We start from the raw sequence: 21,057 nt of genomic DNA, 5'->3' as shown, positions 1-21,057 counted from the left end.
TATTTGGAACTGCTTCTGTGTCCCCTTGAAACTCCCCACTGTGCCCGCTTCTAGGCAACAATGGTTTATGCACTGTGCCAACCAAACAAGGGGGAAGCGTGAATTTTCAGTCGGTTATTGCTTTATTGCATCAGTTCTGGGGCGATCGCGGTTGTCTCATTGCCCAGCCCTACGATATTGAGAAGGGGGCTGGTACTAAGAATCCGCAGACGTTTTTAAGAGCATTGGGACCAGAACCGTGGGCTGTTGCGTATGTTGAACCTTGTCGTCGACCTACAGATGGACGCTATGGCGAAAACCCCAATCGCTTCCAACACTATTATCAGTACCAAGTTCTGATCAAGCCATCGCCAGATAATATTCAGGAGATTTATCTTGATTCGTTAAGAGCTTTAGGTATTCGTCCTGAAGACCACGATATTCGGTTTGTAGAGGATAACTGGGAAGATGCAACGGTGGGAGCTTGGGGCACTGGGTGGGAAGTATGGTTAGATGGCATGGAAATTACTCAATTTACCTATTTCCAGCAGTGTGGGGGTATTGATTGCCGTCCGGTGTCGATTGAGATTACATACGGGTTAGAGCGGCTGACAATGTATCTCCAACAAGTAGAGGCAATTACTAAAATTCATTGGACAGACAACATTACCTATGGTGATGTTTACCTTCAGGGAGAGATTGAGCAGTGTACTTACAACTTTGAAGCGTCAAATCCTGAGTTGCTACTGACACTATTTAATTTATATGAGCAGGAAGCTACCCAATTAACGGAGCGAGGATTGGTCTTGCCTAGCTTAGATTATGTAATGAAGTGTTCGCACACATTCAATCTACTGGATGCTAGAGGTGTGATTTCAGTGACGGAGAGAACTCGCTATATTGCTAGGATTCGGCATTTGGCTAGGAAAGTAGCTCATTTATATGTTGAGCAAAGAGAGAAGTTGGGTTTTCCGCTGTTAAAAGATACTGTGAGTTCAACAAAAAGCCCAATATCCTAAAGGGTGCGGATATATGAACTAAGTACAGCTTTAGCATTTTTCAGGCAAAGGGACGCTGAGGAAAGCGCAGAGGTAGGCAGAATTTTTTGAAAAGATTCGCTACTAACTTGCAAAATTTTGTACTAAGTACAGCTTTGTGTAAAATCGTAATGTTTTTAAACGCAGAGTCTTGCCAAATTAAATTCGCTACGACTTTATGTTCTGTTTATCCATGCTGGGCTGAGGTTTAAGGTAGGTATATCTTTACTTTGATGCGGCTTTTGCTAAAGGACAGAAATACGGTATTGAGTCTAGAACATTAAAGCTACAAGGATAAAGCTCGCACAGGCGGGCTTTGTTCGTATAAACTTGATGGGCTATATTTCACCACAAGGATAAAAATTTTTCGCTGTTGCTGATTAGAGAGATGAAAAACTCACGCACAGGCGCTCTAAGCGCAGATAATAAGAGTTTGGAATATTTTATTTTTGAATTTCATAGACAAATTCAGCAGTGCCGATTTTTCTCTATTGCTGCCCTAGCTATTTTAACTCAACTGCAAAATCGGGTTGTCAGATGCTTTTACAAAAAATCTTATGATTCAAACCAGTGGTGTAATTATTTGTCTTGGCTACATTTTTGGGTTGTTGTTTACAGCAGTTCCTTGGGGTGGTGTATGGATTTTGGTTCTGGGGATAGTGGGAGCAATTCTTTTTAAAAGACGCACCAATTCACGGCAACTTGCTCAGAAAGCAGAAAATACTGGAAGCAAAAATAAGGCAGTGCCTAATACTTGGCAAACTAATCCCCATCCTCGAATATGGCTAGCTGCTGGCTTGGTGGGATTATTGGCAACTCTATATTTTCAATGGCGAGTGCCGCAACCAAGTGCAAAAGATATTAGTCAGTTTGTTCCGCCTGGAAATAACAGTAATCAAGAACAACTAGTAATTATTCGTGGTGAAGTGGCAAGTAATCCCCGCTTAACTCGCAGTCAGCGAGGACAATTTTGGCTGGAAGCAACTCAGCTAGATGAAGTCAAAAATGAAAAAGGTTCAGCAGGTGTCCCAAAAGGAGTAACGGGCAAATTGTATGTGACAGTGCCTATACTTCAGGCTACTGGGTTATACCCTAGCCAACAAATTGCTGTGACTGGAGTTTTGTACAAACCAAAGGCGGCTTCCAATCCTGGAGGTTTCGATTTTAAGAAGTTTCTCAAGCAGGAGGGAACGTTTGCTGGTTTGATTGGGCGACAAATAAATGTTTTAGAGCAGGAACGTAAATGGGGATGGTGGCAAATTCGGGAGCGAATTGTGCGATCGCAGGTTCGTTGGTTAGGTATCCCTGAAGGGCCTCTTGTCAGTGCTATGGTGTTAGGAAGCAAAGCTGTTGATTTACCCTACGATATCCGCGACTTGTTTGTACAAGCTGGATTAGCTCATGCTTTAGCAGCTTCCGGATTCCAAACTTCTTTGATTTTGAGTGTGATTTTACAGTTAACGAGGCGGGCAAGAAAAGGAACGCAATTTACCTTTGGCTTTTTGGCTTTAATCATTTTTCTGAGTTTAACAGGTTTTCAACCTGCGGTTCTCAGAGCCGTAATTATGGGTTTTGCGGCATTAGTTGGTTTGCTATTAAAAAGAAAAGTCAAACAGTTCGGCTCATTACTATTAGCAGCAACTTTACTATTAGTGTTTAATCCTTTATGGATTTGGGATTTAGGCTTTCAATTAAGTTTTTTAGCAACACTGGGATTAATCGTAACAGTACCCGCATTAGTCAATCGCCTAGCATGGTTACCACCTGCGATCGCTGCTTTGATTGCTGTTCCCTTAGCTGCAACTATTTGGACTTTACCTGTGCAACTTTCTGTCTTTGGAGTTGTACCATCTTATAGTTTGTTGCTGAATGTGGTTAGTACTCCATTAATTTCGATCATTAGTATAGGTGGAATCATTAGTGCCTTAGTTGGTTTAATTTGGACTCAGGCAGGAAGCTTTTTAGCTGCGGTATTGCATTACCCGACTGATTGGCTAATTAAACTAGTGGAATTTTTTAGTAAATTGCCAGGAAACTCTGTTGCTGTAGGCAGCATATCTACTTGGCAGCTTTTGACGATTTATGTACTGATTATATTGGTTTGGCTAGTGCCTTGGTGGCAACGGCGGTGGTGGTTTGCTAATGTAATTGCGATTGGTTTAGTATTCATTCCCCTTTGGCATTCTACAAATACATTATTTAGAATAACGGTATTAGAATCTGGTACAGAACCAATTATAGTTGTTCAAGATAGAGGGACAGTAACTGTAATTAATAGTGGCGATGAAGGGACAGGACGTTTTACAATTTTACCGTTTTTACAACAGCAGGGTGTAAATCAAATTAATTGGGCGATCGCAACTGATTTCCAAGGCAATGAAAGTAATGCTTGGTTGGAACTACTGCAACGTTTACCAATAAAAAGTTTTTACGAATATTCCTCTAAGCCAGAAAATTCTATTGCGACTCAGGCAATTCAACAAGAACTACAAAAGTATCAGGGATCTTACCAACCAATGGCAGTTGGTCAAGCTGTGAAAACGGGTTCAATAGTGGCGCAATTAATCAACGATCAATTACCCATCTTACAATTGCAAATTTTAGATCAGAGTTGGTTATTAGTAGGTAACATTAAGTCTAAAGAGGTACAGCAACTAGTTAAAAGTGGAAGTTTGCCTCGTCCACAAGTTTTATGGTGTGCGCCTCAGTCATTAAAAGATTTAGTTATTGCTCTACAACCACAAGTGGCGATCGCTTCTTCTGCTAATTTTGATCAAAAAACTTTATCTGAGCTAAATCAAAGCCAAACTAAATTATTTTTTACAGGACGAAATGGGGCTATTCAATGGACACCCAATGGTGAGTTTGAGGCGTTCATTGAAGCGACAGAAAATAAGTCTTCTGTTTTATAAAAAACTCAAAACCAAGCAAATTTAAAAACATGATATTTATTTTTAAGCAAAACTAACTAAAGATAGATGTATAGTCATTCACAAGCAAGTAACCTCTCAAAAGGTCTGAGAAAGGTCTATTTACTGAGCAGGTGCTAACCCTATGCTTAGGGGAAGTAGGTGGTTATGAATAATTAAAGGTTTGTAGTAATGACTGAAACTATTACTAGGAGAGAATATAGTTACTTTTACATTGCGTAACATAGTTTTATTTATTCTTGTCTACTTACTTAATGTTTGTATTTTCATACCTGCTGACACGGATTACCACAGGAAGAGATAGGAAATGGGAAGTTTGATTGAATTTACGTTGTTTGCTCCTCGTAATGAAAGAGCAGCTTTAATTGGGTCTTTTTCGGAATGGAAAGAAATCCCAATGGTAAAAAATGAAGATGGTTATTTCCGTACTCAGGTAAAACTGGAAAATGGAATTTATCAATATAAATTTCGTGTTCAAAGCAAAAGCCAGAAATTTGAAAATGATGAATGGATAGATGTTATTGACCCTAAAGCAACTGATGTTAATGAAACAGAAAAATCCAGCATAGTGCGGATTAAAGATGGGCAACGCATTATTGATACTTATGTTTGGCAACATGACGAAAAAGCTTTGCCTGAGAATCGTGAATTAGTCATATATGAAATGCATATTGCAGATTTTACTGGTGATGAGGTTGGACGTGACAAACGAGGCAAGTATTTAGGGGTAATTGCCAAGTTAGATTATTTGGTTGAATTGGGAGTTAATGCAATTGAATTAATGCCAGTTAATGAGTACCCAGGTAACTATAACTGGGGCTATAAAGTTCGCCACTTTTTTGCTACAGAATCTAGTTATGGTTTAACAGAAGATTTAAAACGATTAATAGATGAGTGTCATGGTAGAGGCATTCGCGTTTTTATGGATGGAATTTATAACCATACAGATGAAGAATGTCCGTTAATGTTAATTGACCGGAATTATTGGTATTACGAATATAAGCATTATCCTGAAGACCCAGATAATTACTGGGGGCCAGAGTTTAATTATGATAATTATGATGAAAAATTAGATGTTAAACCTGCATGGAAATACGTTGGAGATGTGGTACAATTTTGGATTCAGGAGTATCACATTGATGGAATTAGATTTGATGCGGTGCGCCAGTTAGCTAATTTTGAATTTCTAGACTGGCTGTCGAAGCAAGGGAAAAAGCATGCTGCACCTAAGCAGTTTTACAATATTGCTGAACATATTCCTGATACAAACACTGTAGTCAGTCCAGATGGGCCATTAGATGCTTGTTGGCATGAGAGTTTTCGGTACTTTATAGTTCCATATATTTGTGGAGAAACATTTGAATTAGAACAACTAAAACAAATTTTAGATCCCAGACGGCAGGGTTATGCAACTGCTAGCAATGTGATAAATTATTTGGCAACCCACGATCGCGAACGTTTATTGCGAGAATTAGGTGATCGCGGTATCTTTGACGCAGAGGCTTTTAAGCGAGCAAAGTTAGCAACTGTTCTGTTAATGACAGCGATGGGTATACCAATGCTGTGGATGGGAGAAGAGTTTGGCGAATACCAGCAAAAAAGCGAAAGTGTGACTCAGCCACAGAAAATTAATTGGTCTTTGTTGGAAAGCGACCAAAATTGTGATTTATTTAAGTATTATCAAAACCTTATTGCTCTACGCAAGCAGAATCTAGCCTTGCAAAGTGACAATATCGATTTTTTCTACGAAAATGCGGACGATAAAGTACTGGCTTACACCCGATGGGATGAACAGAATTCTCATGTCGTTGTCGTGGCTAATTTTTCTGACCAAAATCTAACTAAATATCAAATTCCAGACTTTCCATCTGCTGAGTATTGGCGAGATTGGTTCGCCAAGCGTGAAGTGGAAGCTGGGGAAGATGGTTTAGTCACTGACTTACCAAGCTATACAGCCAAGATATTTGTTTGGCAGTAGCCAGCTAAAATAGTAAATGTGATTTTAGTTTACTTAAAGCCTTAGTAATCTTCCATCTCGGTGTTCGTTAAAAAGTAAGCGATCGCAAATTGTACGGAAATGTTCGGGATCGTTGAATAATCTGCGATCGCACAAATTGTTCTACCCAAGATGTCTCGCGTTTGGCAATAACACTTCTTCTACGAACTGGTGTAGTTTTTGCACTGAGGAAAGACTTGCTTGCATCTCTCACCATTTTAAATTTGACTTTTTTCACCAAATTTAAGGCGTAGAACAAGCTGATAATAACAATACGATTCAGTCTTGCGTCTATTATCGGAGGATACTGGAGTCTAGCTTCTGACTTACTTAGTTTTCTAGAGTGCAAGGCAAAGTAGCAAAGATGATTCCACATCCAGCTTAATGCCTGTGATATTATAGGAGACTGCTACATACATTTAGAAAAACTAGAAATTAAATCGATCATGGCTCTGACGCAACTGCGGAAACAAGAAATAATTTCCAATTACCAAGTACACGAAACAGACACTGGTTCGGCCGATGTACAAGTTGCCATGTTAACTGAGCGCATTAACCGCCTCAGCGAACATCTCCAGGCAAACAAAAAAGACCATTCCTCCCGGCGGGGACTGCTAAAGCTAATTGGTCAGCGCAAGCGTCTTCTAGCCTATATATCTCAGGAAAGCCGGGAAAAGTATCAAGCTTTGATCGCTCGTCTCGGTATTCGTGGATAGGGACTACCGCTTATGTCTGCTGAAGAATCTGAAGGCAGTCGCTTGCCCTTTGAACCGAAAAAAAAGCGCCAAAAACCCGCAAAAACTCAAAGTAAACTAGCAGCACAGCCACAAGAATCTGGCAAACAGGCTGATAAAAAACGGCCTTACACCAAAGAAGAGATGGCTATTCCCCAAGTGGTCAGCGAGCGGATGATCCGACGGGTAGCTGGGTTTTGTGGTGTACCAACAGCTTTGGGCATTAGCGCCTTGGTTGTTAGCTATCTGCTTGCTATGTACTCCAACATCCAACTACCTCCCATCGCCGTGTTATTGGTGAACATGGGATTATTTGGTTTGGGGGTCTTAGGGATAACTTATGGCGTTCTTTCTGCCTCTTGGGATGAAGAAAGAGTCGGAAGTCTGTTGGGTTTGGGTGAGTTTAACACCAATTGGGGACGAATGGTGGAAGTTTGGCGCGAAACTCGGCAAAAAAACTCATAATAAACGGCGCTCAGGTATTAGATAACTGCGGTATTGAGTAAACGAAGAAGTGAATGTTGAAGTTGAAATTTTATTAACAAAGAATTCAGGAGTCAGGAGCCAGAATCCAGAATTAATTAGTGGCGAGTCCGAATCCTCAAGTAATTTGATTCTGATTTCTGAAATCTGACTTGTGAATTCTTATTCAAAACTTCAACATTGCGAATTAAAATTATATAATCTTTTTTATACCCTATATCCAGTTATTTAACAGTAAACCTACTGACTGAGCGCTATATTTTGTAAATAAATTTTATTTTTAACTATTCGTAATTAGGCTAAGTAAGCAACAATAAAGTTAGTCTATTTACACAAAATTTTACTCAATTAATCAGGAACTTACAGATGATTATAGTAATGAAAAGTGGTTCCCCAGAGGCGGAAATAAACCGCATTGATGAGGAATTAAGTAGCTGGGGGCTAACTCCAGAAAAAATTGTTGGTCAACATAAAGTAGTTATTGGTTTAGTAGGTGAAACTGCCAGCTTAGATCCACTACAAATTCAGGAACTTAGCCCCTGGATTGAGCAGGTATTGCGGGTAGAGCAGCCTTACAAACGAGCCAGCCGCCAGTACCGCCACGGTGAAGCTTCGGAAGTGGTGGTTAATACTCCCGATGGAGCGGTGCTATTTGGTGAACACCAGCCTTTGGTAATCGTTGCCGGCCCTTGCTCCGTAGAAAATGAAGAAATGATTGTGGAAACTGCACTGCGCGTCAAGACAGCTGGAGCCAAGTTTTTGCGAGGCGGGGCATACAAACCCCGGACTTCACCTTACGCCTTCCAAGGACACGGCGAGAGTGCTTTGGATTTGTTGGCGAAGGCGCGGGAAGTCAGCGGACTAGGTATTATTACAGAAGTAATGGATGCTGCTGACTTGGATAAAATTGCTGAAATTGCTGACGTGATCCAGGTAGGGGCAAGGAATATGCAGAATTTTTCTTTGCTCAAAAAAGTGGGAGCGCAGCCGAAACCAGTTCTTTTGAAGCGGGGAATGGCAGCGACTATTGAAGATTGGTTGATGGCAGCCGAGTATATTTTGGCATCTGGCAATCCCAATGTAATTTTGTGTGAAAGAGGAATACGTACCTTTGATCGCCAATATACGCGAAATACGCTGGATTTATCAGTAGTGCCAGTGTTGCGAAAGCTAACTCACCTGCCAATCATGATTGACCCTAGCCACGGTGTAGGTTGGTCTGAGTTTGTGCCTTCAATGGCAATGGCTGCGATCGCAGCTGGCACAGATTCGCTGATGATAGAAGTTCATCCCAACCCTGCTAAAGCTTTATCTGATGGGCCCCAATCTCTTACGCCAGACTGTTTCGATAACTTGATGCAAGAATTAGCAGTGATTGGTAAGGCGGTGGGACGTTGGCAGCAACCAGCAGTGGCACTAGCTTAAAATCCAGTTGCAACTTCATGATCAAGTATCTCAGCATAACTCTGAGTTTGTAGTAAAGACTTCAGCCCTGACAGACCTTACTACAAACCAGGGTTTTTTGTATGTTTAATTATGCCTACCTATTTATTGTAAATGTAAAATAATGCCCTTTTAGAAATCTTCTAAAGGTAATTTTAAACACTAATCAAAGCTATAAAAAAGTAATCTGCAATCAATATTGGTGGGCAATATTTTTTGCTGTTGCCGAAATCGTCATACTTCAATCACAACTGCTCAAAGATTTGGTTGAGTCGATGGGGGATGTTATTCCCTGCACCTCTCAGTTAAATCTGGGCGTGCGACTTTCACCGCACCCAGCTTCCGATGTTCTCAGCTTGCGCTTTTGCTCATGTGTTTGTAATCGTGGCAACTCTCATGAATTGCTTCAAGATTATTTTTCTTCCAGTTGGCATGATTTCCATCGATGTGATGCAGGTGAACCCGTTCCTCGTCAATGAACTTTAAGCCGCAGGAAGCACATCTATGGTTTTGCTTCTTAAGAGCTTTAGAGGTTTCGCCGTCGTAGAGTTTACTGTTACGTTCGCTCCAGTAGGCTGTATCTCCGTCGTAAGGTGATTTAGTTCCCTTGACAGAAATGTGTTTGTTTTCGGAGTAAGGAACTGCTGGGAATGCCTTTTTTATTAGCTCCTGGCATGAGTGACGATTTTGCTTGGTTTCCTTGTTGAATACCTTGAAAGAGGGATTTCTTCCCATCAATACCTGCCGTCTTTTTACCAGCATTTAGCTGAGATACTTGTCTTATTGCAAGAAATCGAGCCGAGGTGGATTTTAGAATAAGCTTTTGGAGTAACCTAGCTTTCCGCTTGTCTCCAACTTGAACAGCTTTGTACACGCGATGAGTGAAGGCGGAAAAGATTTCGGCAGAATTTCTTCTACGGTAGGGCTTTCCAAGATTCACTAGTATGTCTACTGTGTCTAATCATTTTCTCTTCTCTGGTTAGTGTATTCTGAACACCTCAGACCAATTACGGTCTGTCCTACCCGAATTGTGGGGATTCCTCCGCTCGTCTGGGCTATTTGGGGTTCGACTGCCCCTAGACCGACAACTCGTTTTTATTCGTTCCCTCGGAGAGATTGATGAGCCACTGCGTTGCGGGGGTTCCCCCCGTTGTAGCATGTGGCGTTGTTCCGTTAGGCGTGGTCAATTCAACTACTGGATTCCCTTGACTCTTACCGCTATTAGAAAAAATATGCGGCGGGAATATATTTCTCCAGTGTAGTCAGGGGTTTTATGTTGCGCCCTGCTTTCAATTAAGTTGCTTTTCTAAACCCGGTTTCGCCGTAGGAACTCCCTGTTAACGCCAGTGTCAACCCGCAACGGTCGTCTGATTGCGTCCAGTTAAGAGCTTCACTCTACAAGAGTCGAGCTTGTTCGGTGTGGGCAGATAAGGAGTCAATTCTGAGTCTGAATAGCAGGACTTGCACCTGCATCTGACCGAGAGTTCAGCCTTTAATGACAGTAATCTGCTGTCGGGCTGGCTTAGTTATGTTCGGACTGATTACCGTGATTCACTGAGCAACGAATCGCACTCCTCTAATTGACAAACTTCTTAAGCTCGTGAGATGAACAGCCCTGCGTTGGGAAAGTGGGTAGGTTTTTTGCTAAGGTTCGTATTGAGCAAGTCAGAAAAATCATTGCGATCGCTCAATCATGTTAGATTATAGTTTGTTGTTTCTCTTAAACACAAAATCTGAGACTTTCTTACCCATCTCCTCATTGTGGGAATGAAAAAAAGAACTGAAAAGTTAAGTTTTTTGAAAATTATGTGCAGCAATACATCTATTGCCACTAGCTTATATGGCTTACCAGACAAGGCTTAAAGGCTTACTTGAACATCATTATCAAAGAAAAATTAAAAGAATATGAAGTGCATTTTTACCCTCAAAAAAATGATATGTTAGATACAGAATTCAATTTCGCGCCTTTATGGAGTAGAACAATATAGATTACTTGAGTTTTTCACCCTCAAACCCTTGGTATTTATTGCTTTTAACGCAAATTGAGGGCAATGTGAGTACACATTTAAATAACCAAAATCCAGTTGCAAGTAGATTAAATTCTTTGCTGGGATTGGGTTGTGGCTGAGTACAAAGAAATCCTGAACCCCTATCTATAAACACTAGAACCCTAATCAAAAAATACTAGAACCCCTACCCGAAAAAAACTTTTTTAATTCTTGTAATGCTTGAAGAATTAGGGTTTTTAGTATTTGAGTACAAAAGTAATAAATCCAATAAATTCTATCCTAGAGAGACGCACCGTTTGGCTAGGAGACGGCTGCTATAAATCTTATATCGCCAATCACCTAACGCTCTGAAACAAAACAAAGCGAAAAGTGAGTGGAGGGATGACATGCACCAAGCCTGAAGTGAAAAGAAGTCGCGGCTGTAAGCACAAATTCTACCCAAGAACCGAACCTTGACACACCAGCCGAACATCACATATCTATCGCCTGCCTTACTTGAAAACAAGTCGCCCTCACCCAAGGGTTTGCAGGCAGTGTGGAAGACGCGACTTCAATTCTGGGCATAGAGAGTGGCAACAGCATCTCCCACAGTGGCAGCCAAGTCCACCGACCTTTTGCGAAACTCAATGACATCACCGTCTACACGACTCCTCAACTCCAACGCTACGGAATCGACAACCCAAGCAAAATCCGGTGGTTGCGGCTGCGACAGCACCACCAGCGCCACCGTGGAAAGGGACGAAAAGCTCCAAGAACGCATTGCTAAACATCCCTGCTACAGCGAAGACGCTCATCACCACTACGCCCGGATGCACGTTGCAGTTGCTCCCGCTTGCAACATTCAATGCAACTATTGCAACCGCAAATATGACTGCGCTAACGAAAGCCGTCCTGGAGTAGTTAGCGAATTGCTAACACCAGAACAAGCAGCACACAAAGCTTTGGTCATTGGTGGCAAGATTCCCCAAATGACAGTTGTGGGAATTGCCGGCCCTGGCGACCCTCTGGCGAACCCAGAAAAGACTTTCCGCACATTTGAGTTGATTGCAGAGCAAGCACCAGACATCAAGCTTTGCTTATCAACCAATGGTTTAATGCTGCCCGACTACATCGATCGCATTAAACAATTAAATATAGATCACGTTACGATCACCATTAACATGGTAGATCCAGAGATCGGTGCTAAGATTTATCCTTGGGTTCACTACAGACGCAAGCGTTACAGAGGTCTTGAAGGCGCAAGAATTCTCCACGAAAGACAGATGGAAGGATTGCAAGCTCTCAAAGATGCTGACATCTTGTGCAAAGTTAACTCAGTGATGATTCCCGGAATTAATGACCATCACTTAGTCGAAGTGAATCGAGTCATTCGTGAAAAAGGTGCATTCTTGCACAACATCATGCCATTGATTTCTGCACCTGAACATGGCACACACTTTGGTTTAATCGGTCAACGTGGCCCCACACCTAAAGAACTCAAAGAAGTTCAAGACAATTGCTCCGGTAACATGAAAATGATGCGCCACTGTCGCCAGTGTCGTGCCGATGCAGTAGGATTGTTGGGAGAAGACCGCAGCCAGGAATTTTCCAAAGAGAAATTCTTGGAAATGACTCCAGAATATGACATGGAGCAACGCGCTACCGTTCACGAAGGGATTGAGAAGTTTAAAGAAGAACTTAAAGTAGCCAAAGATAAGGCGCTTGCTGGCAAGAAATTTGCCAACAGTCCTAAAGTCCTAGTTGCAGTAGCAACCAAAGGCGGCGGATTGGTTAACCAACACTTCGGTCATGCGAAAGAATTCCAAATTTACGAAGTGGGTGGGGACGAAGTTCGCTTTGTCAGCCATCGCAAAATTGATCAATACTGCCAAGGTGGATACGGCGAAGAAGCTTCTTTTGAGCATATTATGAAAGCGATCGCAGATTGCAAAGCAGTTTTAGTTTCCAAGATTGGTAACTGTCCTCAAGAAAAATTGCAAGAAGCTGGAATTAAGACTGTTGAAGCTTACGACGTAATTGAAAAGGTTGCTTTGGAGTTCTACGAGCAATACGTTAAAGAATTAGGGAATAACGAATAGGGCATGGGGCATAGGGCATGGGGCATGGGATAAAAATTATCCTCAATGCCCTCCCCTAAACCCAATCCTCAATGCCCACTGCCCCATTCCCAAAAAAGGAGAATAAATCATGGCTTACAAAATTCTTACTAGCCAGTGTATTTCCTGCAATCTCTGTCTAACGGTATGTCCCACAAATGCAATTAAAGTGGTTGACGGACAGCACTGGATTGACCCTGAACTTTGTACAAACTGTATTGGTAGCATTCATACCGTGCCTCAGTGTAAAGCTGGTTGTCCCACCTGTGACGGTTGCGTTAAGCAGCCTAGCGATTATTGGGAAGGCTGGTTTACCAATTACAATCACGTAGTTGCTAAATTAACAAATAAACAAGATTACTGGGAACGTTGGTTTAAAAGCTATTCCCAGAAATACTCTGAGCAGTTGCAAAAGCGTCAATCCCAATCAATGGGTTCTGAAGCTTAATTAAATAATTCCTAATTTGTAATTGAAGACAACAATGCAAAATAACTGCATCTATCTTGATAATAATGCTACCACTAAGGTAGACCCAGAAGTTATAGAGGTAATGTTACCTTACCTCACAGATTATTACGGCAATCCCTCTAGTATGCATACCTTTGGTGGGCAAGTCGGTAAAGCAGTGAGAACAGCAAGAGAACAACTTGCAGCCATCCTGGGAGCCGATGAGTCAGAAATTGTCTACACAAGTTGTGGAACTGAGGGAGATAACGCCGCGATTCGAGCCGCACTGTTGGCACAACCAGAAAAGCGCCACATTGTCACCACCCAAGTTGAACATCCAGCAGTACTTAATGTCTGCAAACAATTAGAAACCCAAGGTTATAGTGTTACCTATCTATCAGTAAATCATCAAGGGCAGCTGGATCTAGATGAGCTAGAAGCTTCCTTGACGGGTAACACCGCCCTGGTGACAATTATGTATGCTAATAATGAAACCGGCACGGTTTTCCCAATTGAGCAAATTGGGTTGCGCGTCAAAGAATATGGTGCTATCTTCCATGTAGATGCAGTGCAAGCAGTGGGAAAAATCCCCTTAAATATGAAGACTAGCACGGTAGATATGTTAACCCTGTCTGGTCACAAGCTGCACGGGCCGAAAGGAATTGGTGCTTTGTATATCCGGCGCGGAGTTCGGTTCCGTCCCTTCATGATTGGGGGACACCAAGAACGCGGACGTAGAGCAGGAACAGAGAATGTTCCAGCAATTATCGCCTTGGGCAAAGCTGCGGAACTAGAACTGTTACACTTAGAAGAAGCGACGGCAAGAGAAAGAAAGCTGCGCGATCGCCTCGAACAAACTTTACTCGCTAAAATTCCCGATTGTGTAGTTAATGGCGATGTTACGCAGAGATTGCCAAACACAACCAATATCGGCTTCAAGTACATTGAAGGTGAAGCAATCTTACTGTTATTGAACAAATACGGTATCTGTGCATCATCCGGTTCTGCTTGTACCTCCGGTTCACTGGAACCTTCCCACGTCCTTCGGGCAATGGGCTTACCCTACACAACTTTGCACGGTTCAATTCGCTTCAGTCTTTGTCGCTACACCACAGAAGCCGAAATCGATCAAGTAATAGAAGTAATGCCCAGTATTGTAGAACGTTTACGCGCCCTCTCACCCTTCAAGAATGATGATGCAGGTTGGTTGCAAGGACAAGAACAAGCACTAGCGCATCGTTAATTAGGGAATAGGGAGTAGGGAATAGGGAATAAAGAATTTACTACTCCGCACTTAGAGTTAATGAAGGAATAGGGAATTTACTACTCCCCACTCCCCACTCCCCACTCAGCACTCACCACTCATTACTCAGCACTCAATATGTGGGACTACACCGATAAAGTATTAGAACTGTTTTACGATCCCAAAAATCAGGGAGAAATTGAAGAAACAGGCGAAGCTGGAGTTAAGGTTGCAACAGGTGAAATCGGCAGCATTGCTTGCGGTGATGCTCTAAGATTGCACCTGAAAGTGGAAGTAGAATCTGATAAGATTTTAGATGCCCGTTTTCAAACCTTTGGTTGTACTAGTGCGATCGCATCTTCTAGTGCATTAACCGAAATGGTCAAAGGTTTAACCTTAGATGAAGCTTTGAAAGTGTCCAATAAAGACATTGCAGATTACCTTGGTGGTTTGCCAGAAGCAAAGATGCATTGCTCTGTCATGGGACAAGAAGCGCTAGAAGCCGCTATCTATAATTATCGTGGCATACCTCTAGCTACCCACGATGATGACGATGAAGGCGCGTTAATTTGCAGTTGCTTTGGCATCAGCGAATCTAAAATTCGCCGCGTGATTCTAGAAAATCATCTCACGGATGCCGAGCAAGTAACAAATTATGTAAAAGCTGGTGGCGGATGCGGTTCCTGTCTGGCGAATATCGATGATATTATTAGATCAGTTCAACAGGAATACGCCTCACCTGCTCTCAACAATTACGGCGTACAAGTTGCCACAGAAATTGTTAATTCAAAGCAACGATCGCTAACAAACGTGCAAAAGATTGCTCTAATTCAAAAGGTTCTTGATGAAGAAGTTAGACCTGTACTGATTGCAGACGGGGGAGATGTAGAACTCTATGATGTAGAAGGCGATCACGTTAAAGTTGTACTGCAAGGTGCTTGCGGTTCCTGTTCTAGTAGTACAGCAACTCTGAAAATTGCGATCGAAGCCAGATTACAAGATCGTGTCAGCAAGAGCCTTGTAGTCGAAGCAGTTTAGGAATTGCTGTAGGACTTAACGTAATCTACAAATACGCTCTAATATGCATTCAGCCAGGAACAGAAAGTAGGATTTGAACCATATAATTGTCTCCACATCAATGCTTCAATCCTACCGACAACCGATAGCTTTATTAGCTATCACGGCTAACAGCATATAGGCTTCATACATTAAGCGCCTACTTGCAAATTTCATCATCCAACTCGCTTCAAAGGAACAGGATATGAGCACATTGTACGACAACATTGGTGGACAACCAGCTATTGAACAAGTAGTAGATGAACTCCACAAACGCATTGCTACAGACAGCCTCCTCAGTCCCATTTTTGCTGGTACAGACATGGCAAAGCAACGCAATCATCTAGTTGCTTTCTTAGCTCAAATATTTGAGGGGCCAAAGCAATACGGCGGTCGTCCAATGGACAAAACCCACGCAGGATTGAATCTACAGCAACCACACTTCGATGCGATCGCCAAGCATCTCGGTGAAGCAATGGCTGTGCGTGGAGTGTCAGCAGAAGACACCAAAGCTGCACTAGATCGCGTCACAAATATGAAGGGCGCTATTTTGAACAAGTAATAGGACTTATGCATTGATTGTTGACAAATAACAACATCAAGTCCTATTGAATCTTGCAAGCTGAAACATATTATGACGTATTTGTAAATCGCGTAATTTTCTTTGTTCTTTGTCAAAACAAATGACAAAGGACAAAGGACAAAAAACCAAAAGAAAAAAAATTTAACGAGGAAGATCGATGAACTTACTGTCAATAATTTTGGCTGTGGAGCGATCGCCCCCAGCAGGCATTTATGCCAACGCTACCAACGATGCTCTACACGCGCTCACTACTGTCGCTCAACTGGCGTGAACGCAACTGACAAACGCACAGACCCACCAACCAACCAATTGCAGGGAAACAAGAACCATGACAGACGATAACATTAGACAGATAGCTTTCTACGGTAAAGGTGGTATCGGTAAATCTACCACCTCTCAAAACACCTTGGCAGCTATGGCTGAAATGGGTCAACGCATCCTCATCGTCGGTTGCGACCCTAAAGCTGACTCCACCCGTTTGATGCTGCACAGCAAGGCTCAAACAACCGTTCTTCACCTCGCCGCAGAACGTGGTGCAGTAGAAGATATCGAACTCGAAGAAGTAATGCTAACCGGTTTCCGTAACGTTCGTTGCGTAGAATCTGGTGGTCCAGAACCCGGTGTAGGTTGCGCCGGTCGTGGTATCATCACCGCCATCAACTTCTTAGAAGAAAACGGTGCTTACCAAGACCTAGACTTCGTATCTTACGACGTATTAGGTGACGTTGTGTGCGGTGGTTTCGCAATGCCTATCCGCGAAGGTAAGGCACAAGAAATCTACATCGTGACATCAGGTGAAATGATGGCGATGTATGCTGCTAACAACATTGCTCGTGGTGTTCTCAAGTATGCTCACACTGGTGGCGTGCGTTTGGGTGGTTTGATTTGTAACAGCCGTAACACAGACCGAGAAATCGAATTGATCGAAACCTTGGCAAAACGGTTGAACACCCAAATGATTCACTTCGTACCCCGTGACAACATTGTTCAACACGCAGAATTGCGCCGGATGACTGTTAACGAGTACGCACCAGAAAGCAACCAAGCTAACGAATACCGGACATTGGCTACCAAGATCATCAACAACACAAACCTGGCTATTCCTACACCCATCGAAATGGAAGAACTAGAAGAATTGTTGATTGAATTCGGTATCCTCGAAAGCGACGAAAATACCGCCAAGTTGGTTGGTAAGACTGCTACTGAAGCTCCTGTAGCATAAGTCGCCACTAATAAATAACGCTTTAGCACAAGGAAAAAGGAAGAGCTTCATATCTTTCCTTTTACCTCTCCCTCGCATCTCCCCCCTAACCTTAGAGGGGACTCCTAGTCCCCCTATGCCCCGATCCTTACGAGTCACAGAGGCTAAATATGACACCTCCAGAAAATCAAAACATCATCGAAGAAAGAAAAGAACTAATTAAAGAAGTTCTAGACGCTTACCCCGATAAAGCTAAGAAAAAACGGGAAAAGCACTTAAGTGTATACGAAGAAGGTAAGTCCGATTGCGGCGTTAAGTCTAACATCAAATCCCTTCCTGGTGTAATGACCGCTCGTGGTTGTGCTTACGCCGGTTCTAAAGGTGTGGTTTGGGGTCCTATTAAGGACATGATCCACATCAGCCACGGGCCTGTAGGTTGCGGTTACTGGTCTTGGTCTGGTCGTCGTAACTACTACATCGGCACCACAGGTATTGATACCTTTGGTACCATGCACTTCACCTCTGACTTCCAAGAAAGAGATATCGTGTTCGGTGGTGACAAGAAACTTGTCAAGCTAATCGAAGAACTAGATGTACTTTTCCCTCTCAACCGTGGTGTTTCCATTCAATCTGAATGTCCCATCGGTCTAATTGGGGATGACATCGAAGCTGTTGCTCGCAAGACATCGAAAACAATTGGTAAGCCAGTTGTACCTGTGCGTTGCGAAGGCTTCCGGGGTGTTTCCCAATCTTTAGGACACCACATCGCTAACGACATGGTTCGTGACTGGGTATTCACCAGAGCAGACCAAGCTAAGAAAGACGGTACACTTCAGTTTGAAGGTACTCCTTATGATGTAGCTATCATTGGTGACTACAACATCGGTGGTGATGCTTGGGCTAGCCGCATCCTGTTAGAAGAAATCGGCTTGCGCGTAGTCGCTCAGTGGTCAGGTGATGGCACCATCAACGAAATGTTGATGACCCCCAATGTGAAGATGAACCTCATCCACTGTTACCGGTCGATGAACTACATCAGCCGTCACATGGAAGAAGCTTATGGTATACCCTGGTTGGAATACAACTTCTTCGGCCCCACCAAGATTGCTGAATCTTTACGGGAAATCGCTTCCAAGTTTGACGAAACAATCCAAGCAAACGCTGAGAAGGTTATCGCCAAGTATCAGCCAACAATGGATGCGGTAATTGCTAAGTACCGCCCCCGCTTGGATGGTAAGACCGTTGCCATCATGGTTGGTGGTCTACGTCCTCGCCACGTTGTCCCAGCTTTCCAAGACTTGGGCATGAAGATGATTGGTACAGGTTATGAGTTCGCTCATAATGACGATTACAAACGTACCACTCACTACATCGAAAACGGCACCATCGTTTATGATGACGTTACCGCTTACGAATTTGAGGAATTTATCAAAGCGCTGAAGCCTGACCTAGTAGCTTCTGGTGTGAAAGAGAAGTACGTCTTCCAAAAGATGGGTCTACCTTTCCGTCAAATGCACTCTTGGGATTACTCCGAACCTAGCGATCGCTCCTCAACATCATATAATGCAAGATTTTTTCGCGGCGAGAGAAAAAAGAGCCTATTTCTAGCCTAAATGCCAGTTGCAGGGTTATCTAGGAACAATCTGTTTTTATGCTTTAGACAGTATAACTCTTATGAAGTCTGGTTTTGAGATTTTGCTTGCATTTTGCTTAAATAATAACTGTAAAATGAAAGACTATTTTAAATGACGATTTTTTAGATTAAATGGTGCGATCGCATGATTGAAAACACAATCAATACACTTAAGTACACGTTTATAGACTGCACAACCAACGAGAAATAGATGCAACTTGGTTCTCTCGATTTAAATTAGCAGCGTTACTGAGAGTGCCGTTTTCCAATTGATTCCAGATTTCGCCTGCCATCCTTCTAGCGATCGCTGATCCTACGAAGAAAGTCAGAGGTGAATGCCCTACTCTCGAAAATGCTTCACGTATACGATTTAGTGCTGCTTGTGCAGTTTTCCAATGCTCATCTGCGCCTGCGGGATCTATACCACCTTTAAGTTCACCAAGGGCGATAACGTATGGTGCAACTACAGATGGTTCAATCGTGCTAGATTTGTTGGCTGCTAATTCTGTTGGGGCTTAAGCCTGCCGCAGTTAACAATCCCATCTCAATGCCCTTAATCTTTAGTAATTCAATAGGACTCTCAGCTTGACTAGCAGCTTCTTTAAGTGCCCTTGCTTCTGCGACGAATGGCGTAGCACGTCGATTTTTCTCCAGTGCAAGAGCCACAAAACCTGCACGAATTGCTTCATAAGTTGTTATAAGATCATCAATGGATTGAAGATGATTTTGATAGGAACACATAGGAATTAAATTTATGGCTTTTTCCATACATAAACGCACTTCCGCAATGGATCGCGTCCATGATTTCCCATTTGCTGGCTACTATTACCTTTATCACTTGGCAAAACAAGAATATTTTCAATAACGAAACCTAGTTGTTCGGCGAAATCAGAGAGAATCATATCTACTGAAATGCTTGCGCCTGCATAACGAACATTGTCGTTAACCATGAATAAAAGTGCCCCTGGTTTAAGAACACGAAAACATTCTTGTATTACACACGCCATCTCATAAAAATATCCTCTGACCATTCTTGGTATACCATTGTTATTTAATGCACCCTTTGCTTTTTGGTTATCTAAATATTTCAAGATAGCCTGCAACAAATCCTGTGAATCAGCAATAGCTAAGGCTGTTTTCCAGTCTGAGTTGATAGTCAATAAATCTTTGGGGCGATTTTCAACTGTACAACTTAGCATTTCCTGACGAAGGTTAATTAACTCCTTTTCAGAAATACCAAGTAAAGCTAGTTCCAGTGCATAAGTGCGAGTATAGTCGTATCGATTGCAATAGGGTGGGGATGTAATAATTGCATCATATACGGAATTGGCTAGGCGTGGCATAATCTCAAGACAAGATCCTCCATAAAGATGAATTTGACCTTGAGAATTTTTAATTGGGAAAAGCTCAATTTGTTGTGTAGAAGGCAGTAAATCATCAATAATTTCACTTATTTTATTAGCGATCGCATTATCAAACTCTAGAATTTCGCCTTTGTTGAAAGGTTTCTTGCTCTGTCCACGACCGGAACGATAATCCCAACGCAGATACTGTCCATCTTTACGTGTATAACTTATGGATTCTAAAATGCACAGTAAGGCAAAGTTTAAAACTGCTTGGACTCTATGATTTTCTCGTTTGCAAGCTGCAAGATACTGCTCAATTGCATTTATAGTTAGTTCAGCATAAGCTCCTTTTGTGATTCTCAATTCTGGTAAGTCTTGTTTCTGCTCACACTGCTTCCAAACCTCTAACTTTGACCAATTTTTGATTCTATCAAAATCTTCAGGAGTGAATTCAGAATCTAAAAGCTTTTTAGCATTAATTATTTGTTGACCAATGGACAATAATTCAATACCGTCAGCATCAATTCCAGCTTCACTAGCAGCAAATAGCGCTGTTCCACTTCCTGCAAATGGATCTAAAACCTTACCTTTAGCAACAGGGTAAGCGCATTTCAAAGGCTATTGACAACAAGGCTTTTCAGCATCATGATGATGAGATAAGCAAGCAGTTAAAATGGTCAACATATAGTTGTTATCCATAGCAGCTCTGTTTGATTTTTGACGGTTACTTCGCTTGAGTGATTGTTCCAAATTTAAAGCGTTAAGTGCAATTCGACGCAGCAATGATAGATTTTGTGGAGCATGGCCAGTACGGACGCGGCAAGCGTCTTCATTGAAGGT

Annotated in this window: 17 protein-coding genes and 3 pseudogenes; 13 read left to right on the top strand and 7 right to left on the bottom strand. The window is 42.3% G+C overall.

What is annotated here, in order from left to right; all coding sequences use genetic code 11:
- Nucleotides 1-98 precede the first annotated feature (98 nt).
- From glyQ to H6G96_RS36855, 3 genes are all read left to right on the top strand, one after another.
- A complete protein-coding gene (gene glyQ / locus H6G96_RS36865; RefSeq protein WP_190919011.1) occupies nucleotides 99-998 on the top strand; it encodes a glycine--tRNA ligase subunit alpha in 900 nt (299 codons plus the stop codon).
- A 575-nt stretch (nucleotides 999-1,573) separates the two neighbouring features.
- On the top strand, nucleotides 1,574-3,928 hold the full coding sequence (locus H6G96_RS36860) for a ComEC/Rec2 family competence protein (RefSeq protein WP_190919006.1): 2,355 nt from the start codon (nucleotides 1,574-1,576) through the stop codon (nucleotides 3,926-3,928).
- Between the two features lie 325 nt (nucleotides 3,929-4,253).
- Nucleotides 4,254-5,924, top strand: coding sequence for an alpha-amylase family glycosyl hydrolase (locus tag H6G96_RS36855; RefSeq protein WP_190919004.1), 1,671 nt, complete (start codon nucleotides 4,254-4,256; stop codon nucleotides 5,922-5,924).
- Nucleotides 5,925-5,991: 67 nt separating this feature from the next.
- Here H6G96_RS36855 and H6G96_RS36850 read toward each other — a convergent pair whose 3' ends face one another.
- Nucleotides 5,992-6,159 carry a hypothetical protein gene (locus H6G96_RS36850; protein ID WP_190919001.1) on the bottom strand — a complete coding sequence of 56 codons (168 nt, stop codon included), beginning with the start codon at nucleotides 6,157-6,159 and terminating at the stop codon, nucleotides 5,992-5,994.
- A 229-nt stretch (nucleotides 6,160-6,388) separates the two neighbouring features.
- Here H6G96_RS36850 and rpsO point away from each other — a divergent pair, with 229 nt between their 5' ends.
- The 3 genes from rpsO (at nucleotide 6,389) to aroF (ending at nucleotide 8,584) form a co-directional block, all read left to right on the top strand.
- Nucleotides 6,389-6,658, top strand: coding sequence for a 30S ribosomal protein S15 (gene rpsO / locus H6G96_RS36845; RefSeq protein WP_041565894.1), 270 nt, complete (start codon nucleotides 6,389-6,391; stop codon nucleotides 6,656-6,658).
- 12 nt (nucleotides 6,659-6,670) lie between these two features.
- Nucleotides 6,671-7,141 (top strand): PAM68 family protein, encoded by a 471-nt coding sequence (locus H6G96_RS36840; RefSeq protein ID WP_190918999.1) that lies wholly within the window; start codon nucleotides 6,671-6,673, stop codon nucleotides 7,139-7,141.
- Nucleotides 7,142-7,525: 384 nt separating this feature from the next.
- Nucleotides 7,526-8,584 carry a 3-deoxy-7-phosphoheptulonate synthase gene (gene aroF / locus H6G96_RS36835; RefSeq protein ID WP_190918996.1) on the top strand — a complete coding sequence of 353 codons (1,059 nt, stop codon included), beginning with the start codon at nucleotides 7,526-7,528 and terminating at the stop codon, nucleotides 8,582-8,584.
- A 369-nt stretch (nucleotides 8,585-8,953) separates the two neighbouring features.
- On the opposite strand, the pseudogene H6G96_RS36830 reads toward aroF, so the two are convergent.
- Nucleotides 8,954-9,322 (bottom strand): annotated as a pseudogene (locus tag H6G96_RS36830) (HNH endonuclease); the annotation flags it as partial.
- Nucleotides 9,323-9,380: 58 nt separating this feature from the next.
- Nucleotides 9,381-9,476, bottom strand: a pseudogene (locus H6G96_RS43010) (reverse transcriptase N-terminal domain-containing protein); the annotation flags it as partial.
- A 1,761-nt stretch (nucleotides 9,477-11,237) separates the two neighbouring features.
- Here H6G96_RS43010 and nifB point away from each other — a divergent pair.
- The 7 genes from nifB (at nucleotide 11,238) to nifD (ending at nucleotide 18,851) form a co-directional block, all read left to right on the top strand.
- A complete protein-coding gene (gene nifB / locus H6G96_RS36820; protein ID WP_190919008.1) occupies nucleotides 11,238-12,689 on the top strand; it encodes a nitrogenase cofactor biosynthesis protein NifB in 1,452 nt (483 codons plus the stop codon).
- A 109-nt stretch (nucleotides 12,690-12,798) separates the two neighbouring features.
- Entirely contained in the window at nucleotides 12,799-13,155 is a 357-nt protein-coding gene (locus tag H6G96_RS36815; protein WP_190918990.1) for a 4Fe-4S binding protein, read from the top strand.
- 34 nt (nucleotides 13,156-13,189) lie between these two features.
- The gene (gene nifS / locus H6G96_RS36810; RefSeq protein WP_190893265.1) at nucleotides 13,190-14,398 is read left to right on the top strand and encodes a cysteine desulfurase NifS; all 1,209 of its coding nucleotides are present in this window, start codon (nucleotides 13,190-13,192) and stop codon (nucleotides 14,396-14,398) included.
- Between the two features lie 138 nt (nucleotides 14,399-14,536).
- Nucleotides 14,537-15,436: a Fe-S cluster assembly protein NifU gene (gene nifU, locus H6G96_RS36805; protein ID WP_190918988.1), complete on the top strand. Its 900-nt coding sequence runs from the start codon at nucleotides 14,537-14,539 to the stop codon at nucleotides 15,434-15,436.
- A 223-nt stretch (nucleotides 15,437-15,659) separates the two neighbouring features.
- Nucleotides 15,660-16,016 carry a group 1 truncated hemoglobin gene (locus H6G96_RS36800; protein WP_190918986.1) on the top strand — a complete coding sequence of 119 codons (357 nt, stop codon included), beginning with the start codon at nucleotides 15,660-15,662 and terminating at the stop codon, nucleotides 16,014-16,016.
- Between the two features lie 349 nt (nucleotides 16,017-16,365).
- Nucleotides 16,366-17,259 (top strand): nitrogenase iron protein, encoded by an 894-nt coding sequence (gene nifH, locus H6G96_RS36795; RefSeq protein ID WP_190918984.1) that lies wholly within the window; start codon nucleotides 16,366-16,368, stop codon nucleotides 17,257-17,259.
- Nucleotides 17,260-17,408: 149 nt separating this feature from the next.
- The gene (gene nifD / locus H6G96_RS36790; RefSeq protein WP_190918982.1) at nucleotides 17,409-18,851 is read left to right on the top strand and encodes a nitrogenase molybdenum-iron protein alpha chain; all 1,443 of its coding nucleotides are present in this window, start codon (nucleotides 17,409-17,411) and stop codon (nucleotides 18,849-18,851) included.
- A gap of 202 nt (nucleotides 18,852-19,053) precedes the next feature.
- Here nifD and H6G96_RS41965 read toward each other — a convergent pair whose 3' ends face one another.
- From H6G96_RS41965 to H6G96_RS36775, 4 genes and pseudogenes are all read right to left on the bottom strand, one after another.
- Complete coding sequence (locus tag H6G96_RS41965; RefSeq protein WP_347242331.1) at nucleotides 19,054-19,320, bottom strand: AvaI/BsoBI family type II restriction endonuclease; 267 nt, start codon at nucleotides 19,318-19,320, stop codon at nucleotides 19,054-19,056.
- A 34-nt stretch (nucleotides 19,321-19,354) separates the two neighbouring features.
- Nucleotides 19,355-19,639 carry a type II restriction endonuclease gene (locus tag H6G96_RS41960; protein ID WP_242063579.1) on the bottom strand — a complete coding sequence of 95 codons (285 nt, stop codon included), beginning with the start codon at nucleotides 19,637-19,639 and terminating at the stop codon, nucleotides 19,355-19,357.
- Nucleotides 19,624-20,832 (bottom strand): site-specific DNA-methyltransferase, encoded by a 1,209-nt coding sequence (locus tag H6G96_RS36780; RefSeq protein ID WP_242063578.1) that lies wholly within the window; start codon nucleotides 20,830-20,832, stop codon nucleotides 19,624-19,626. The genes H6G96_RS41960 and H6G96_RS36780 overlap by 16 nt, the downstream gene beginning before the upstream one ends.
- Nucleotides 20,833-20,835: 3 nt before the next feature.
- A pseudogene (locus tag H6G96_RS36775) lies at nucleotides 20,836-21,057 on the bottom strand (ISAs1 family transposase); the annotation flags it as partial.

Source organism: Nostoc sp. FACHB-892 (genome assembly GCF_014698795.1).
Taxonomy (GTDB): domain Bacteria; phylum Cyanobacteriota; class Cyanobacteriia; order Cyanobacteriales; family Nostocaceae; genus Nostoc.
The sequence above is the reverse complement of the archived record's forward strand: the minus strand, read 5'-3'. Positions and strand labels throughout refer to the sequence as shown.

What these genes read in the sequence shown, in the direction of transcription:
- H6G96_RS36855 (WP_190919004.1), top strand. Translation starts at nt 4,254, where the DNA reads ATGGGAAGTTTGATTGAATTTACGTTGTTTGCTCCTCGTAATGAAAGA.
- H6G96_RS36815 (WP_190918990.1), top strand. Translation starts at nt 12,799, where the DNA reads ATGGCTTACAAAATTCTTACTAGCCAGTGTATTTCCTGCAATCTCTGT.
- H6G96_RS36800 (WP_190918986.1), top strand. Translation starts at nt 15,660, where the DNA reads ATGAGCACATTGTACGACAACATTGGTGGACAACCAGCTATTGAACAA.
- nifH (WP_190918984.1), top strand. Translation starts at nt 16,366, where the DNA reads ATGACAGACGATAACATTAGACAGATAGCTTTCTACGGTAAAGGTGGT.
- nifS (WP_190893265.1), top strand. Translation starts at nt 13,190, where the DNA reads ATGCAAAATAACTGCATCTATCTTGATAATAATGCTACCACTAAGGTA.
- H6G96_RS36860 (WP_190919006.1), top strand. Translation starts at nt 1,574, where the DNA reads ATGATTCAAACCAGTGGTGTAATTATTTGTCTTGGCTACATTTTTGGG.
- H6G96_RS41960 (WP_242063579.1), bottom strand. Translation starts at nt 19,639, where the DNA reads ATGGAAAAAGCCATAAATTTAATTCCTATGTGTTCCTATCAAAATCAT.
- nifB (WP_190919008.1), top strand. Translation starts at nt 11,238, where the DNA reads ATGACATCACCGTCTACACGACTCCTCAACTCCAACGCTACGGAATCG.
- rpsO (WP_041565894.1), top strand. Translation starts at nt 6,389, where the DNA reads ATGGCTCTGACGCAACTGCGGAAACAAGAAATAATTTCCAATTACCAA.
- nifU (WP_190918988.1), top strand. Translation starts at nt 14,537, where the DNA reads ATGTGGGACTACACCGATAAAGTATTAGAACTGTTTTACGATCCCAAA.
- aroF (WP_190918996.1), top strand. Translation starts at nt 7,526, where the DNA reads ATGATTATAGTAATGAAAAGTGGTTCCCCAGAGGCGGAAATAAACCGC.
- H6G96_RS36850 (WP_190919001.1), bottom strand. Translation starts at nt 6,159, where the DNA reads ATGGTGAGAGATGCAAGCAAGTCTTTCCTCAGTGCAAAAACTACACCA.
- H6G96_RS36840 (WP_190918999.1), top strand. Translation starts at nt 6,671, where the DNA reads ATGTCTGCTGAAGAATCTGAAGGCAGTCGCTTGCCCTTTGAACCGAAA.
- nifD (WP_190918982.1), top strand. Translation starts at nt 17,409, where the DNA reads ATGACACCTCCAGAAAATCAAAACATCATCGAAGAAAGAAAAGAACTA.